Annotated in this window: 16 protein-coding genes; 7 read left to right on the top strand and 9 right to left on the bottom strand. The window is 73.1% G+C overall.

What is annotated here, in order from left to right; all coding sequences use genetic code 11:
* The first annotated feature begins 21 nt into the window (after positions 1–21).
* The gene (locus tag E1284_RS03840) at positions 22–1,275 is read left to right on the top strand and encodes an FAD-binding protein (protein WP_131937089.1); all 1,254 of its coding nucleotides are present in this window, start codon (positions 22–24) and stop codon (positions 1,273–1,275) included.
* On the opposite strand, the gene E1284_RS03835 is transcribed toward E1284_RS03840, so the two are convergent.
* Positions 1,272–2,444 carry a sensor histidine kinase gene (locus E1284_RS03835; RefSeq protein WP_131937087.1) on the bottom strand — a complete coding sequence of 391 codons (1,173 nt, stop codon included), beginning with the start codon at positions 2,442–2,444 and terminating at the stop codon, positions 1,272–1,274. The genes E1284_RS03840 and E1284_RS03835 overlap by 4 nt on opposite strands.
* Positions 2,441–3,097, bottom strand: coding sequence for a response regulator transcription factor (locus tag E1284_RS03830; RefSeq protein ID WP_131937085.1), 657 nt, complete (start codon positions 3,095–3,097; stop codon positions 2,441–2,443). Before E1284_RS03830 ends, E1284_RS03835 begins: the two co-directional genes overlap by 4 nt.
* A gap of 144 nt (positions 3,098–3,241) precedes the next feature.
* Here E1284_RS03830 and E1284_RS03825 point away from each other — a divergent pair, with 144 nt between their 5' ends.
* From E1284_RS03825 to E1284_RS03810, 4 genes are read left to right on the top strand one after another with little or no spacing between them, the layout of a single operon-like run.
* Positions 3,242–3,748, top strand: a complete 507-nt coding sequence (locus E1284_RS03825) for a hypothetical protein (protein WP_131937083.1) — start codon at positions 3,242–3,244, stop codon at positions 3,746–3,748.
* Complete coding sequence (locus E1284_RS03820) at positions 3,745–4,806, top strand: peptidoglycan-binding protein (RefSeq protein WP_131937081.1); 1,062 nt, start codon at positions 3,745–3,747, stop codon at positions 4,804–4,806. Before E1284_RS03825 ends, E1284_RS03820 begins: the two co-directional genes overlap by 4 nt.
* Positions 4,803–5,483: an ABC transporter ATP-binding protein gene (locus tag E1284_RS03815; protein WP_131937079.1), complete on the top strand. Its 681-nt coding sequence runs from the start codon at positions 4,803–4,805 to the stop codon at positions 5,481–5,483. The genes E1284_RS03820 and E1284_RS03815 overlap by 4 nt, the downstream gene beginning before the upstream one ends.
* A gap of 44 nt (positions 5,484–5,527) precedes the next feature.
* Positions 5,528–6,736, top strand: a complete 1,209-nt coding sequence (locus E1284_RS03810) for an ABC transporter permease (RefSeq protein ID WP_131937077.1) — start codon at positions 5,528–5,530, stop codon at positions 6,734–6,736.
* Positions 6,737–6,772: 36 nt separating this feature from the next.
* Here the strand turns inward: E1284_RS03810 and E1284_RS03805 are convergent, their stop codons facing one another.
* The 3 genes from E1284_RS03805 to E1284_RS03795 are packed head-to-tail and all read right to left on the bottom strand — an operon-like array spanning position 6,773 to position 10,280.
* Entirely contained in the window at positions 6,773–8,566 is a 1,794-nt protein-coding gene (locus E1284_RS03805; protein ID WP_131937075.1) for a choline/carnitine O-acyltransferase, read from the bottom strand.
* A gap of 57 nt (positions 8,567–8,623) precedes the next feature.
* A complete protein-coding gene (locus E1284_RS03800; protein WP_131937073.1) occupies positions 8,624–9,433 on the bottom strand; it encodes a class I SAM-dependent methyltransferase in 810 nt (269 codons plus the stop codon).
* 10 nt (positions 9,434–9,443) lie between these two features.
* Positions 9,444–10,280, bottom strand: coding sequence for a HalD/BesD family halogenase (locus tag E1284_RS03795; protein WP_243714231.1), 837 nt, complete (start codon positions 10,278–10,280; stop codon positions 9,444–9,446).
* A gap of 262 nt (positions 10,281–10,542) precedes the next feature.
* On the opposite strand from E1284_RS03795, the gene E1284_RS03790 reads away from it, so the two are divergent.
* Positions 10,543–11,031, top strand: a complete 489-nt coding sequence (locus tag E1284_RS03790; protein ID WP_131937069.1) for an MSMEG_6728 family protein — start codon at positions 10,543–10,545, stop codon at positions 11,029–11,031.
* Positions 11,032–11,077: 46 nt separating this feature from the next.
* On the top strand, positions 11,078–12,295 hold the full coding sequence (locus tag E1284_RS03785; RefSeq protein ID WP_131937067.1) for a PP2C family protein-serine/threonine phosphatase: 1,218 nt from the start codon (positions 11,078–11,080) through the stop codon (positions 12,293–12,295).
* A 105-nt stretch (positions 12,296–12,400) separates the two neighbouring features.
* On the opposite strand, the gene E1284_RS03780 is transcribed toward E1284_RS03785, so the two are convergent.
* The 4 genes from E1284_RS03780 to E1284_RS03765 form a co-directional block, all read right to left on the bottom strand.
* On the bottom strand, positions 12,401–13,396 hold the full coding sequence (locus E1284_RS03780) for an alpha/beta hydrolase (RefSeq protein ID WP_131937065.1): 996 nt from the start codon (positions 13,394–13,396) through the stop codon (positions 12,401–12,403).
* 216 nt (positions 13,397–13,612) lie between these two features.
* The gene (locus E1284_RS03775; RefSeq protein WP_131937063.1) at positions 13,613–14,959 is read right to left on the bottom strand and encodes a hypothetical protein; all 1,347 of its coding nucleotides are present in this window, start codon (positions 14,957–14,959) and stop codon (positions 13,613–13,615) included.
* Positions 14,959–15,180: a hypothetical protein gene (locus E1284_RS03770; protein ID WP_131937061.1), complete on the bottom strand. Its 222-nt coding sequence runs from the start codon at positions 15,178–15,180 to the stop codon at positions 14,959–14,961. The genes E1284_RS03775 and E1284_RS03770 overlap by 1 nt, the downstream gene beginning before the upstream one ends.
* A gap of 120 nt (positions 15,181–15,300) precedes the next feature.
* On the bottom strand, positions 15,301–15,585 hold the full coding sequence (locus E1284_RS03765) for a hypothetical protein (protein ID WP_131937059.1): 285 nt from the start codon (positions 15,583–15,585) through the stop codon (positions 15,301–15,303).
* Positions 15,586–15,705 lie beyond the last annotated feature (120 nt).

Genomic DNA, 15,705 nt, shown 5'->3' with positions numbered 1-15,705 from the left:
GGGGACGAGTACGGTGCCGGTGTGGATCAACGTGCGCGTCTCACCAACTGGGCCGGGAACGTGGCCTTCGGGGCCGTCCGGACGCATCGGCCGGAGTCGGTGGACGAGCTGCGGCGCGTCGTCGCGGGCCGCCGGCGGGTGCGGGCGCTCGGCAGCGGGCACTCGTTCAGCCTCGTCGCCGACACCGCCGGCGATTTCGTCCGGCTGGACGGGCTGCCGCCGCTCCTGGAGGTCGACGCGGCGCGGCGGGCGGTGACCGTCGCGGGCGGGATGCGGTACGCGGACGTCGCCGCGGAGCTGCACCGGAACGGGCTCGCCCTGCCGAACATGGCCTCCCTGCCGCACATCTCGGTCGCCGGGTCGTGCGCGACCGGCACGCACGGGTCCGGGGACGGGCTGCGGTGCCTGTCCGCGTCCGTCGCCGCGCTGGAACTCGTCGGCCCGGACGGCGACCTGGTCGAACTCCGGCGGGATGCCGACGCGGACTTTCCCGGTGCGGTCGTCGCGCTCGGTGCGCTGGGCGTCGTCACCCGGCTGACGCTGGACGTGGAGCCCGCGTTCGAGGTGGCGCAGAGCGTCCGGACCGGGGTCGCGCTCGACGACGTCGCGGCCCGGTTCGATGCGGTCTTCGGTGCCGCCTACAGCGTCAGCGCGTTCACCGACTGGACCAGCGGTGAGGCCGCCGTGTGGCTCAAGTGCCGCAGCGACGGGCCCGCGCCGGGGTGGGGCGGCGGGCGCGCCGCGCCCGGCCCGGTGCATCCCGTGCCCGGCATGGACCCGGCCGCCTGCACCGTCCAGCTCGGGACGCCCGGCCCGTGGCACGAGCGCCTGCCGCACTTCCGGCCGGAGCTGACGCCGAGCGCCGGGCAGGAGCTCCAGTCCGAGTGGTTCCTGCCGCGGGAGGCGGCGGCCGAGGCCATCGCAGAGGTCCGGGCGCTCGCCGGGGTGGTCGCGCCCGTCCTGCACATCTCCGAGATCCGGACCGTCCGCGGCGACGACCTCTGGCTGAGCCCGGCTTACGGGCGCGACTCGGTGACCCTCCACTTCACCTGGCGCGACGACCCCGCCGGGGTGCTGCCCGTGGTGGGCCGGCTGGAAGAGCGGCTCCTCCCGCTGGGCGCCCGGCCGCACTGGGGCAAGGTCGCCACCGCGCCCGCCGCGGAGGTCATCGCCCGCTACGAGCGCGCACCCGACTTCGCCCGGCTGGCCCGCGACATGGATCCCGCCGGAAAGTTCGGCAACCCTTTCGTGGACGCGCTCTTCCCGCCCGGCTAGCCGCCCGGCAGCGTGACGGTGACCGTCAGGCCGCCCTCCTCGCGCGGGACGGCGGCGACGGTGCCGCCGTGCGCCCGGACGATCGACTGGACGATCGACAGCCCCAGCCCCGCGCCCTTGGCGGTGACGATCCGGTCGGCGTCCAGGCGGCGGAACGGCTCGAACAGGGCCGGCACCTCGTAGGGCGGGACGGCCGGCCCCGAGTTGGCGACCTCCAGCACGGCGCGGCCCGCGTCGGTGCGGCAGACGACGATGACCCGGCCGCCTTCGGTGTTGTGGCGCAGCCCGTTCTCCAGCAGGTTCTGCACGACGCGTTCGAGGAGGAGCGCGTCACCCGTCGTCATGGCCTCGGCCGTGTCGGTCTCGACGGTGATGCCCGCGTCCTTGGCCTCGACGGCGGTCTGCGACGTGACGTGGGCGACGACGTCCGCCAGGTCGACGGGGGCGCGGGCGGTGATCTCGTTCTCGGACCGGGCGAGCAGCAGCAGGCCGGTGATGAGCCGCTCGTGCCGCGCGTTGATCTGCAGCAGGGTCTCGCCGAGCTGCCGGACGTCCGGGGACGCCGACTCGCGGTGCATCGCGACCTCCACCAGGGCGCGGCCGAGGGTCAGCGGGGTGCGCAGCTCGTGCGAGGCGTTGGCGACGAAGCGGCGCTGCCCGTCGAAGGACCGGTCGAGGCGCTCGACCATCGTGTCGAAGGTGTCGGCGAGCTCCTTGACCTCGTCGCGCGGGCCGCGCAGCGCGATGCGTTCGTGCAGGCCCCGGTCGGCGGCGGGCGATCCGGCGATGCGGCGGGCCGTGTCGGTGACGCGGTGCAGCGGCGCGAGGACCCGGCCGGCGATGAGCCAGCCGAACCCCGCCGCGGACCCGCCGACGACGAGCAGCGCGAGGGAGCCCTGCGTGATGAGCGAGGTGACGGCGGCGTCGTGCAGTTCGGCGCGCTGCTTCGTCATCCAGCTCTCGGCGTCGGCGATCACCCGGTCGTCCGGGACGCTCCGCGGCGGCTGCGCCGTGGTGCCGGGGACCAGCCGGGTCGCGAGGACCTTCGTGCCCGACCGCGACAGCTGCTGGTCGAACAGGGCGTAGGTGGCGCCGAGCAGGACGACCCCCGCGACGAGGAACAGGCCGCCGTAGGTGAGGGTGAGCCGGGCGCGGAGCGACAGCCTCATGGGATCCGGTACCCCGCTCCCTTGACGGTCTCGACGACGGGCGGGTCGGCGAGCTTGCGGCGCAGCTTGAGGACGGTGAGCCGGACGGCGCCGGTGAACGGGTCGGCGTTCTCGTCCCACACCTTCTCCAGGAGCTGCTCCGCGGACACCACGGCGCCGTCCGCGCGCAGCAGCTCGGCGAGGACGGCGAACTCCTTCCTCGCGAGCGGCACGTAGCGCCCGTCCCGGAACACCTCGCGCCGCGCCGGGTCCAGCGTGATGCCGGCGCGGTGCAGGACGGGCGGCGCGGCCGGGCGGCAGCGGCGGCCGAGCGCGTGCACGCGGGCGGCCAGCTCGGGGAACGCGAACGGCTTGGTCAGGTAGTCGTCCGCGCCGATGCCGAGGCCGTCGACCCGGTCGGTGACCTCGGCGGCGGCGGTCAGCATCAGGACCCGCGCCGCCGTCCCGTCCCGGACGATCTCCCGGCACACGTCGTCGCCGTGGACGAGCGGCAGGTCGCGGTCCAGGACGACCACGTCGTAGTCGTTGACGCCGACGCGCTCCAGCGCCGCCGCGCCGTCGTAGGCGAGGTCGACGGCGTGCGCGCCGTCCCGCAGCCATTCGGCGATCGCGTCCGCGAGCAGCCGCTCGTCCTCCACCACCAGCACTCTCATGACCCGTGATGATGGCCGACGCCGTGTTTCGTCTCCGTTAGGACCCGGCGTCCCGGACGCGGAAACGAAGGGGAAACGTCCGGCCCGGTTGCATCGCTCCCCGTCCGGCCGGAACGGCTCCGGCCGGGGACGAGGAGAAGACACATGCGACTGCGGATCCTTGCCGTGCTGCCCCTCGCGCTGGCGCTGACGCTGACCGGCTGCGGTTCGGACGGCGGCGACGACCCGGGCGTGGCCTCGGCGGGCGGCACCGAGCGGACCGGCGCGGCCGGCGGCCAGAAGCCGGATCAGGGCGACATGGGCGTCAAGTTCGCCCAGTGCATGCGCGAGCACGGCGTGCAGATGGACGACCCCAAGCCGGGACAGGGCGTCCAGATCAAGGCCAAGGGCGACAAGGAGAGCATCGACAAGGCCATGGAGGCGTGCCGCCAGTACAACCCGATGGAGTCCGGGACCGGCGCCGCCGACCCGAAGATGGAGGAGCGGGCCCGCGAGCACGCCGAGTGCATGCGGCAGAACGGGGTCGAGGCGTTCCCGGACCCGAAGCCGGGACAGCGCGGCATCCGGATCGACCAGAAGGTCGCCGGGGACCCCGACTTCCAGGCCGCCCAGGACAAGTGCGAGAAGATCTTCCAGGGCGGGAAGCGATGAGGTCGCGCCTGCTCGTCGCGCTGACGGTCGGCGCGCTGGTCGCGGCCGGCGGGACGGCCGCGGTGGCCGCGCTCGGCGGCGGCGGCTCCGGCGGCCGGACGGCCCAGGCGCTGCCGCCCGGCACCGCGAAGGTGGCGCGGCAGACGCTCCACGACCGGCAGACCGAGGGCGGGCAGCTCGGCTACGGCCCCACGTCCGCGGTGACGAGCCAGCTCAGAGGCACGCTGACCAGGCTCCCGGAGAGCGGGGACGAGATCACCCGGGGCCACGAGCTGTACGAGGTGGACGGCGACCCGGTCGTCCTGATGTACGGGTCGAAGCCGTCCTACCGGCCGCTGCGGGTCGGCACGGAGGGGGCGGACGTGAAGCGGTTCGAGAAGAACCTCGGCGCGCTCGGCTACGGCGGCTTCACCGTGGACGACGAGTACACGTCCGACACCGCCGACGCCGTCCGGGAATGGCAGGACGACATCGGTGTCGCGGAGACGGGGATCGTCGACCTCGGACGGGTCGCGTTCGCGGACGGGCCCGTCCGGATCGACAGCGTCCAGGCCGATCCGGGCGACCCGGCCGCACCCGGCAAGAAGGTGCTCGCCTACACCGGCACCGGTCAGGCAGTCACGGTCGAGCTGGACACCGCCGACCAGCGCATGGCGAGGAAGGGCGCGGCAGTCACCGTGACGCTGCCGGAGAACGAGACCGTCACCGCGAAGATCGACCAGGTCACGACGGTGATCGAGCCGGGGGAGCAGGGTCAGGACCCGACGACGAAGGTCGAGGTGACGATCTGGCTCCGCTCGGCGAAGGCGCGCAAGGCCGCCGCCCGGTACGCGCTCGCCGCGGTCGACGTCACGTTCACGGCGGGCGAGCGCAAGGGCGTGCTGACCGTCCCGGTCACGGCGCTCGTCGCGCTGAGCGAGGGCGGTTTCGGGGTGGAGGTCGTGAAGGGCGCGGCGTCCTCCTACGTCCCGGTCGAGACCGGCCTGTTCGCGGACGGGAAGGTGGAGGTCTCCGGCGCGGGGATCACCGAGGGCACGGTCGTGGGGGTCCCGAAATGATCGAGCTGCAGGACGTGACGAAGCTGTACCCCGGCGGCGTCCGCGCCCTCGACGGGGTGTCGCTGCGCATCGGCGCGGGGGAGCTGGTCGCGATCGTCGGGCCGTCCGGCTCGGGGAAGTCGACCATGCTGAACGTCCTCGGCACGCTGGACCGCCCGACGTCCGGCAGTGTCCGCATCGACGGGCACGACGCGGGGCGGCTGCCGGACGCGAAGCTGTCGGCGCTGCGCGCGACCCGCATCGGGTTCGTCTTCCAGCACTTCCACCTGGCCGCCGGGACGCGGGCGCTCGACAACGTCGCGGACGGGCTCCTCTACACGGGCCTGCGCGCGGCGGCGCGGCGCCGGCGGGCCGCCGCGGCGCTGGAGCGGGTGGGCCTCGGCCACCGGCTGGACCACGCGCCGCACGAGCTGTCCGGCGGGGAGCGGCAGCGGGTCGCGATCGCACGGGCGGTCGCCGGGGAGCCCGCGCTGCTGCTCGCGGACGAGCCGACCGGCGCGCTCGACTCGGCGTCCGGGGACGGGGTGATGGCGCTGCTGCGCGAGCTGCACGCCGCCAGTACCACCGTCGTGATCATCACGCACGACCGGGAGATCGCCGCCGCGCTGCCGCGCCGCGTCCGGATGCGCGACGGCCGCGTCGTCGCCGACTCCGCGCTCGCGGGGGCGGGGACGTGACGGCGCCCGGGACGGCGCCCGGGACGGCGCCCGGGACGGCGCCCGTGCCTGCGCCGGGGGCGCTGCGGCCCGCGCGGCTGTGGCCGGGGGACGTGCTCAAGGTCGGCGCGGTCGGCCTGCGGACGCGTCCGATGCGGGCGTTCCTGTCCGCGCTCGGCATCGCGATCGGGATCGCCGCGATGGTCGCCGTCGTCGGCGTGTCCTCGTCCTCGCGGGCCGACCTGGACCGCGCCCTCGCCGCGCTCGGCACCAACCTGCTGACGGTGTCGCCCGGCAGCACGCTCACCGGCGGGAAGGCGCAGCTCCCGCTGGAGTCGGAGGCGATGGTCGCCCGCATCGCCCCCGTGCGGCAGGTGTCGGCGACCGGGCTGCTGGACGAGGTGAAGGTCTACCGGTCCGGCAAGATCCCCGAGACCCAGACCAACGGCATCGCCGCCTACGCGGCGCGCACGGACCTGCGCGAGGCGACGGGCGCGAAGCTGGGCCGGGGCGTCTGGCTGAACACCGCGACCGGGAGCTTCCCGGCGGTGGTGCTCGGGGCGACCGCCGCCGAACGGCTCGGGATCGGCCACGCCGCCCCCGACGTCCAGGTGCTCGTCGGCGGCCGGCCGTTCACCGTGATCGGCATCCTCGACCCGGTGCCGCTGGCCCCCGAGCTGGACACGGCCGCGCTGGTCGGCTGGCCGGCGGCGCGGGCCCGCCTCGGCTTCGACGGCCATCCGACGACGATCTACACCCGGTCCGCGGACGCGAGCGTCGAGGACGTCCGGGCGGTGCTCGGCGCCACCGCGAACCCGCAGGCGCCGAACGAGGTGGAGGTGTCGCGCCCCTCCGACGCCCTCGCCGCGAAGAAGGCGGCGGGCGAGGCGTTCACCGGGCTGCTGCTCGGCCTCGGCGCGGTCGCGCTGCTCGTCGGCGGCGTCGGGGTGGCCAACACCATGGTCATCTCGGTGCTGGAGCGCCGCGCGGAGATCGGCCTGCGCCGCTCGCTCGGCGCGACGCGCGGCCAGATCCGCACGCAGTTCCTCGCCGAGTCGCTGCTGCTGTCGGCGCTCGGCGGCGCGGGCGGCGCGGTCATCGGCGCGCTGGTGACGTCCGGGTACGCCCTCTACCAGGGCTGGCCGGTGGTGCTCCCGGCCTGGGCGGTGCTCGGCGGCGTCGCCGCGACGCTGGTGATCGGCGCAGTGGCGGGCCTGTACCCGGCGGTCCGGGCGGCCCGCCTCAGCCCGACCGAGGCGCTCGCCGCCACCTGACGGGTGCGGCGAGCGCCGATCGCCGGAGCGGGCCGTTCAGGACAGGAGGGCGCGCAGCTCCTGGACGGCCTCGCGCAGCCGGTCCGCGAACGCGTACATGGCCCCGGCGACCGGCTGCGGGGTGCTCAGGTAGACGTTGAAGCGGTCCGGGAGGAGGACGTAGGCGACGCCGATGCACTGCTCGCTGGTGGAGCCGAACCCGAAGTACCGGATGTTGGCGGACGGCGCCGAGCTCGTGCTGAGGTAGTCGTCCCGCATCTTCAGCCAGCCCGGCGTCTCGAAGAGCGGCAGCGGCCCGGTGACGCCGAGTTCGGCGCCGCGCCGCTCGGCGATCAGCTGCAGCTCCCACAGGTGCTGCTCGGGGGCCTGCCCGGCCTGGCACTCCTTGGCCCGCCGGACGTGCGCCTCGGCGGCGGCGCGGAAGGCGTCCCGGCGGGCCTCGGGGCCGGCCGCCGGGTCGTCCATCACCTCGGCGAAGCGGAGCACCTCCGGCGTGATGACGCGCATCGCCTCGGTGCGCCCGTGCCGGTACTGGCGGGTGGCGATCGACTCGTAGGTGGTGCCGGTGAGGCCCTTCGCGCGCCGGTGCGCGAGCTGGTAGGCCATCTGGACGAACGCGTCCGGGGACGTCTTCAGGCGCTTGGCCTCGGCGGCGCCGAAGTCGTCGAACGAGACGGTCGCCGTGGCGGTCGCGGCGGCGTAGCCGGCGAAGGAGGCGGCGGCGTCGTCGATGTCGCGCCGCACCGCCTCGTCCAGGACGAACTCGATCGGCTCGATGGCGGGCAGCCCCTGCGACGCGGCGCCCGACCGCCGGGACAGCTCGCCGGGGGACGCGCTGAGCAGCGCGTCCACGAAACTGAGGATCGTGGTGCCGTCCAGGCCGCAGTGCTCGACGTTGATCCCGGCGGTGCCGTCGCCGAACACGACGAACGACACGGCCTTGTCGAACCAGCGGTTGCCGCTGTCGCCGTGCAGCAGGTGGTCGCAGGCGTCCAGGGTGCTCGCCGGGGCGAAGTCCTCCAGGCAGACGCAGAACAGCGCGGTCTCGACGTCGTCGAGGGCCGTGCCGTTGCCGAGCGCCAGCAGTGCGTCGCGGCTCGCCGCCCACTCGGCGCGGGCCTTGGTGGTGAGGTGCCCGGTGGACGGCTCCGCCGCCGCCTCCGCCTTCATGATCGTGCCGAGGCCGGCCTGCAGCTCGTCGAGGCTGTGCGGGCGCCCCTCCGGGCCCAGCACGTCCATCCGGATCATGTTGCCGCGGAAGAACACCACGATGTGCCGCGCCTGCGACGGGCCCGGCCACGCGTCGGTGTAGGGCGCCCGGACGGTGTCCTGCTCGGCGCCGGGGATGCGGGTCGTGGAGAACAGGAACCGGTTCTGCACCATCGACAGCGGGCGGCCGCGCTGCACCGCCGGCGGGACGCGCTCCTCGTCCAGCCGCAGCTTGTAGTCCAGCGCCCCGGCGATGAGCCCGGCGGCGCGCTCCACCTGCCCCTCGGGCGACTCCTTGAACAGGAAGAAGAAGTTCGCGTTCAGCGCGATCCGGTCGCGGCGGCCGAGGTACCGGTACGGCCAGAACGTGTCGAGCCAGCTGTGCACGCCCTCGGTCGTGTCGTAGCGCTCGAGCGCCGCGTGCAGCCGGCGGCCGGGACCGTCCGGGCGGACGAACGCGGCGAGCGCCGACTCGGTCCGGGCCCGCTCGTCGTCGGTCAGCAGCGGCCCGCACCACTCCATGAACCGCTCGCAGGTCGCGTCGAGCGTGGGCAGCGGCACGCGCGGCAGGCCCGCCTCGTTGCCGAAGGTGCGGGACGAGAGTTCTTCGCTGGCGTTCACTTCGTTCCTCGTGTCGTCGATGCGTTGACCGCTTGCCGATGCGTTGACGCCGCCGCGCTAGCCGCGCGGGCGGGAGACGTAGAGCTGCGCGTAGTACCAGCCGCCGGTCTCCAGGCCGGACGGGTCGACCCCGATGTCCAGGAGGCTGTCCAGCACGGACGCCTGCTCCTCGTCCGTCGCGAACCGCCGCTGCCGGAACAGACCCTCGCGGCGGACGGTCTCGTATCCGGCGGCGTCCAGGACGTCGGCGATGGGGTCGAACGGGAACATGCGCAGGATGAAATGCGCCATCCACGGCAGGCGCCCGTCCTGCGCGCCGATGATCCGGGAAATGGTGCGTTCGGTGACATAGCCGAGGCAGCCGGTGGAGATGACCAGGTCCACCGCCGCGAGCTGCCCGCGCTGCTCCCCGGTCGGTTCGCCGTTCTCCAGGTCGGCGTGGACGGCGCCGTCCAGGAACCCGGCGTCGAGCGCATAGGAAAGGGCGCTTTCGGAGGCGTCCAGGCCGAGGAAGCGGACGCCGTTCGCGGGTTCACCGGAATCGATCAGCTCCCGGTCGCGGGTCAGCAGCGTGTCGCGGGTCTGCCGGTGGGCGTCGCGGCCGCTGTAGCGATCGTACAGTTCGGCCATCGTCGCGCCGTGCTTCACGAGGGCCGCGTTGATGCCGTACGAGCAGCCGATGTCCAGCACGGTCGGGACCGGGACGCCGGTCGTTTCCCGGTATTGGGCAATGAGCCGCCGGAAGTGCGGTTTCGCCAGTTCCGGGATGTTGTAGTCGAGGTCGCGGAGGGTGCTGAAGTAGGCGCGGGGGTCGGGCCGCGTGTAGATGTGGTCGAGCGAGATCTTCCCTGTCGTGTCGGCGCGCAACACCGGCCTCCTAGTCGAGCAGCTGGTCCACCCGGACGGCGCGCCCCTCCGCCGCCAGGTGCTGGGGCAGGACGCGGCCGAAGAGCTGCCTCGTGCGCGCGACGCTGCCGATGACCCCCGGGCGCTCGCTGTAGGCGAAGATCGCCGTGTGCCGCGCCGTGTCCCCCGAGACCGTGCCGACCCTGTGCAGCGAGTACCGCCCCTTGAACAGCTGCAGGTCGCCGGGCCGCAGCGCGAGCCGCCGGACGAGGTGCCCGCCGCGGCCGGTCAGCACGTCCCGGACGTCGCCGAAGTTCTCCCGCTCCGCCGACCTGATGTTCGGGCAGTACTCGAAGACGCCGCCGCCGTCCGGCTCCTGCGTGAGCAGGCTGACGGTGAACTCGTTGGTGTCGAAGTGCCAGGGGTGCTCCATGCCGGGCTTGACGACGTTGAGGACGAGGCCCGCCAGCGGGTCGTCCAGCTCGTGCACGCGCGGCAGCCCGAAGCAGCTCGCCACGAACCGCTGGAACAGCCCGTTCGAATAGAGCCGCTGGATGATGGCGCCGGCGGGGATGCGGTCGCGGGCGACGAACGCGTTGCCCCGCTCGACCGTGATGCGCCCCGGATGGCCGTCCGGCAATGGCGTATCGACATCGATGTTGTAGGCGTTGACCGTTTCGACGTCATAATGGGCGGACGGCGCGATCTCGGAGCATTCCGTGCGCAGCTCGTCCCGCAATGCGGGGCGAATGAAGTCGGGCAGCACGCAGCACCCGGATTTCGCCAGTTCGTCCCGTGTCCGGGAGACCGTCGCGTTCCAGCCGGCACCGTCCGGCTCGGCCAGCGGATAGCGTTCCGTGTCGGCCACCTGTGCGAGAGCCTCCGCCGCGCCCATAGCGTTCCCTCCGCTTCGCCGAACCTCAGACGGGTTTTAGCACAGTCCTTCCGGGAATTCATGGCGCGCCTTTCCGGCGTGGTTTGTCAGAAAACGATAAGCCCGGCCCGTGACCTGTGCCTTCGAACGTTCCCGGCCCGGAGCGCGCCGCGCCGCCGGTGTGGTCCATCTCACCCGCCGCCCGCCGGGCCGCCGAGCGGGTAGGAAGGCACGGGGGGAGCGAGAGGGGGCGGTCATGCAGACCTTCCTGCCGTACGCCGATTTCGCCGAAACGGCCCGGGTCCTGGACCGGCGGAGGCTCGGCAAGCAGCGGGTCGAGACGATCCAGGTGCTGCGCGCGCTCACGGTGCCCGGATACGGCTGGCGGCACCATCCGGCGGCGCTGATGTGGACCGGGTACGAGGAGGCGCTCGTCCGGTACGGCCTGGAGATGTGCGACCGGTGGTGCGGCCTCGGCCACGCCGACACCTGCGCGGGAACGCTCGCGGCCGATCTGGCCGGGGCGCGGGGCGTGCGGGACCCGCGAGGGCAGGCGGCCCTCGCCGCCGCGGGGGACCTGCCGCCCTGGCTGGGCGACCGGGCGTTCCACCTCAGCCACCGGTCCGCGCTCGTCCGCAAGGACCCGGACTTCTACCGAGCCCTGTTCCCCGGCGTCCCCGACGACCTGCCGTACGTGTGGCCGGCGTCGGACCGGGAGCCTCATGGGACCGGCGAAGGCGGGTAGGTATCCGCGGACACACGGGTGAGGGGGCGCAGAGGACGGTGTGCCGATGCTGAGGGAACTGGTGGCGGAGAGCCACCTGATGTCCATGGAGCAACTGCCGGGCGCGGCCGCCCGGCACGCCGCCGACGTCGGGCTGCACGACGTGGTGATCTACGTCGTGGACCTCCAGCAGAACGTGCTGCGCCTGCTGACCGGCGAGGGCGCGGACGCCGGCGGCGGCCCCGGTGCGGAGAGCCCGGAGATCAAGATCGAGGGCACCATCGCGGGCCGGGTCTACCAGACTGTGACACCGGTCATCGGGCAGGCGTTCGAGGACGGCACCTGCCAGTACTGGGTGCCGATCCTCGACGGCGTCGAGCGGATCGGGGTGGTCAGGGTCACCATCCGGCGGGACGACCCGGCGTGCCGCGAGGATGCCGAGTACCTGGCCGGGATGGTCGCGCTGATCGTCGTCAGCAAGGGCCCCTACAGCGACTCCTACTCCCGGCTGGTGCGCACGGGCGACATGACGGTGTCGGCGGAGATGCAGTGGCGGCTGCTGCCGCCGCTGACCTTCGCCAACGACCAGGTGGTGATCAGCGCGGCCCTGGAGCCCGCCTACAACCTGGGCGGCGACACCTTCGACTACGCGCTGGCGGGCGAGACCGTGCACTTCGGGGTGTTCGACGCCATGGGCCACGACACCATGTCCGGGCTGACCTCCACCCTCGCCGTCGCGGCCTTCCGCAAGTACCGGCTCCAGGGCGCCGACATCCCGGGGATCGGGCGGGGGATCGAGGAGGTGCTGACCGAGCAGGACGCCAGCGGGCGCTTCGTGACGGCCGTCCTCACGGACCTCGACCTGCGGTCCGGCGTCCTGTCCTGGGCCTCCTACGGCCATCCCGCGCCGGTCATCATCCGCAAGGGGCGCTGGGTGAGCACGCTGGAGTGCCGTCCGGGGACGCCGCTCGGCACCGGCCTCGGCGTCGAGCCCGAGCTGTGCACCGAGCAGCTCGAACCGGGCGACCGCGTCCTGCTCTACACCGACGGCATCGTGGAGGCCCGCGACCCCGACAAGCAGGAGTTCGGGCTGCGCCGCTTCGTCGACTTCATCATCAAGCACGAGGCCGACGGGCTGGCGGCGCCCGAGACGCTGCGCCGCCTCGTCCACAGCATCCTCGCGCACCACGCGGGGCGGCTGGACGACGACGCCACCGTCCTGCTGCTGGAATGGCACGGCTGGAGCGGAGGGAAGGCCGCCCTGCGCGCGCTCCGGCAGACCTGACCCCTCCGGCCGCCGCGCAGGCCGGTCGCCCGGCACGCGGGTCGCCCGGCACGCGAGCTACCCGGCACGGGGGCTACCCGGTACGCGGGTCGCCCGGTATACGGGTCACCCGGTACGCAGGGTGTCCATCAGCATCGGGTACGCCTCGTGCAGGTCGCGCTGCCAGTACGGCCAGTCGTGCTGCCCGTCGAAGAACCGGGCGGTCACCGGGACGCCGAGGGCGTGCAGCCGGTCCACGAACGCGTGCGCGTTGCCGTCGGCGGCGGCCTCCACCGGGTCGGTGAACGGGAGCCCGCCGAGCGGCCCGGCCCTGCCGTTGCCGCTCGCCACCCAGAGCCGGACGCCGCGCAGCCGTCCCGCGATGTCGGTCGGGTTGTGCCCGCGCCAGATCGCGGCCTGGTCGTCGGGGTCGCCCCAGACGCGCCGCCAGTCGGTGCCGGGGCAGGCGAAGGACGGTCCCCAGCCGGTGGAGTCGTCGCCCGGCTCGTGGCCGTGGAGCGTGTCGACGTACCCGCTGAACGAGGCGGCGGCCTTGAACATGCCGGGGAACCGCGCCGCGTACAGCATGGCGCCGAGGCCGCCCATGGAATTGCCCGCGATGACACGGTCGGTCCCGGCGTGGTAGTCGTTCTCGAGAATGCGCCGGAGTTCGGTCATGTGGAACGTCTCCCAGCGCGGGGAGCCGCCGCTCCCGTAGTTCCACCAGTCGGAGTAATTGCCGCAGCGGCCGCCGTTCGGCATGACGACGATGACGCCGCTGCGGGCGGTGAGTTCCGCGACGTCGGTGTCGCGCGTCCAGGCGGTGTAGTCGTCCACGCCGCCGTGCAGGAGCCAGAGGGCGGGCCAGGTGCGGCGGGCGTCCTTCGACCAGCCGCGGGGGAGCAGGAGGCGGACCTTCTGGCCGCCGCCCATGGCCGGCGAGTCGATGGTCAGGTCCACGGTGCGGGACGCGACGGCCGTCTCGGCGACGACCCGCGCGCCGGTCGCGCCGGCCGCGGCGAGCGCGGTGCCGGCGGCCGCGGTGGAGCGGTCCGCGAAGGGGGACGGGAGGAGCAGGACGAAGGCCCCCAGCCATGCGGCGGGGGTGGTGCGACGGAGCAATGCGGGGCCTTCCGGAAACACCGGCAGAGGGTCGCGCCGGCCGTGGAGAAAAGGGGAGCGCCGGGTACGGTCATTTCTCTCCCTACTCGGAGTAGGTTCCCGCGGGCCGTCCGTCCGAAGCGGAAAGTAAAAACTGTATAAAATGCATTTCCATGCGGCCGGGTACGCGAACGCCGGATGCCCGGTGCGGGCATCCGGCGTCCGGTCCGGGCGCGGTCAGGCGTCCGGCATCGGCTGCGGCGCGGGGCCCTGGATGTAGCGGACGGCCCACCGCACCAGCCGCCGGCCGACCCCGTAGAGGATCAGCGCCACCCCGGCCAGCGGCAGGATCAGCATGACGATCTGCAGCCCGGAGGTGAGCAGCTGGAGCACTCCGGCCCCCTGCGCCGCCTCGGCCGCGAGCCGCCGCATCATCATCCAGTCCTTGGCGACGAGCGCCGGTACCTGGCTGATGATGAGGCCGATCTGGAACACCAGCATCGGGATGACGGTCAGCACCCACAGCGTGACGAAGACCTGCGGCCAGCGCTTGAGCTCGCTCAGCCGGGCGTCGGCGGGGCGGCGCAGCAGCGTCCGGCGCAGGATCGGGCCGATGTACTTGAACAGGTCGGGGATGCCGACAAGGTCGGACATGATGTAGTACCCGTCGAACCGGAGCGTCGGCAGGAGCTGCTGCATCATCTCCAGGTTGACGTAGAGGACGGCGACGAGCAGCGGCTCGAACCCCGTCTGCAGGTACGCCAGCGTCAGCCCCACCACGAAGATGGCGTTGAAGTACACCCCCGCGAGGTCGGCGCGCAGCCGGCCGCCCCGCCCGAGCCGGTACGACTCGGTGATGTCGGTGTAGAACGCGGGCCACACCAGGTAGATCCCGCAGCCCATGACCCCCGGCCGGACGCCCCCGTACCGGCAGGCGGTGGCGTGCCCGACCTCGTGGAACGCGCACGACGCGATGCCGAGGCCGATGATCAGCAGGATGCTCAGCGGGTTCATGATCGCCGTGGTGATGGCGCCGGCCACCGAGTGGCTGGTGAGCAGCCAGCCCTCGCTGACCGCGAACGCGGCGAGCATGGCGGCGATCGCGACGGGCCGGAACAGCCAGCTGAACAGCCCGCCGATGAACCAGGTGAACGATTCGGGCAGGACCGCGACCCGCCAGCGCAGCGACAGCCACGGGTCGGCCTTGACCGTGGCGGGCGCGGTGCCGTCGCTGTAGGTGGTGACGCCGAGCGGGGCGAGCTTGCGGTCGGCGAGATAGACGACCTGCTCGCCGGTGAGCCGGGCGCCGGCCTGCTCGCTGACGGCCGCGGCGACCCGGTCGAGCGCCTGCGCGACGTCCGCGCCCGCCTCGTCGCGGTGCTCGTGCAGCGCCTTGGCGACCAGGAACAGCAGCGGCGGCAGCCGGACGAGCTGCCCGTCCGGCAGGCGGACGAGCTGGGGCGGCTCCCGGTAGCCGGAGTTCTTGAACTCGCCCACCAGTTCGGCGCCGTCCACGAGGGCGGGCAGGGTGAGCGCCGCCGGCGGCTCGCCGCCGGCCACGGACGGAGTCGCGGGGGTGCCCATCAATGGTGCTCGACCACGGTGGCCGGGACGCAGGTCAGCGTGGAGTGGGCCGGCTGGGCGAGCAGCCCGGTACCGAGCAGCCCCGTGGTGCCCGCGGAGTACGTCGCCTGGCAGGCGTACATGACGACCGTGTCCCCGCCGCCGGAGAGCGCGAGCCGGGGCGGGAGGACCTCGCCGGAGAGCTGGTCCAGGTCGTCGTACGACAGTTTCAGAGGGTTCATGACTCCCTTTCGGGATCAGTCCGTTGAGTGCCTGTGCATCGAAGGAAAAGGGGAAGGGCTGGCGCGCGAACGCCAGCCCTTCCAGTGCGGGCCGAAACCCCGCGAACGTCAGACCAGAGGTCAGCCGTTGAGCGCGGAGTTGGCCGGCGTGCAGATCTGCGAGTTGGCGGCCGGCGCGACCTGCCACAGGGTGAGGAGACCCATCTGCGGCTGGTTCGAGTTGGCGGAGCAGGAGCTGGTGGTCACCGTGTGCCCGTCGCCGCCGTCGTGGCCGTGGTTGGCGTTGAGGTTGAAGTTGTGGTTGTCGTCGTCGCCGCCACCGACGAGAAGGGTGGACAGAACGGCCCGCTCCGGCAGAACCTCGCCGGCCAGCTTGTCCAGCTCGGTGTAGCTGAAGGACTTCATGTGGTTCCTTTTCTTCCTTGTCACGCCCGGATCTCAAGGTGGATACCGGATGTCCCTTCCTCGCCACCGGTCGTAGCGAGGTAGCTCTACGTATAGCACGCGTTACGGTCCGTGGCCAAA

It is taken from the genome of Actinomadura bangladeshensis, assembly GCF_004348335.1.
In the GTDB taxonomy this organism is placed as follows: Bacteria; Actinomycetota; Actinomycetes; order Streptosporangiales; family Streptosporangiaceae; genus Spirillospora; species Spirillospora bangladeshensis.
The sequence above is the reverse complement of the archived record's forward strand: the minus strand, read 5'-3'. Positions and strand labels throughout refer to the sequence as shown.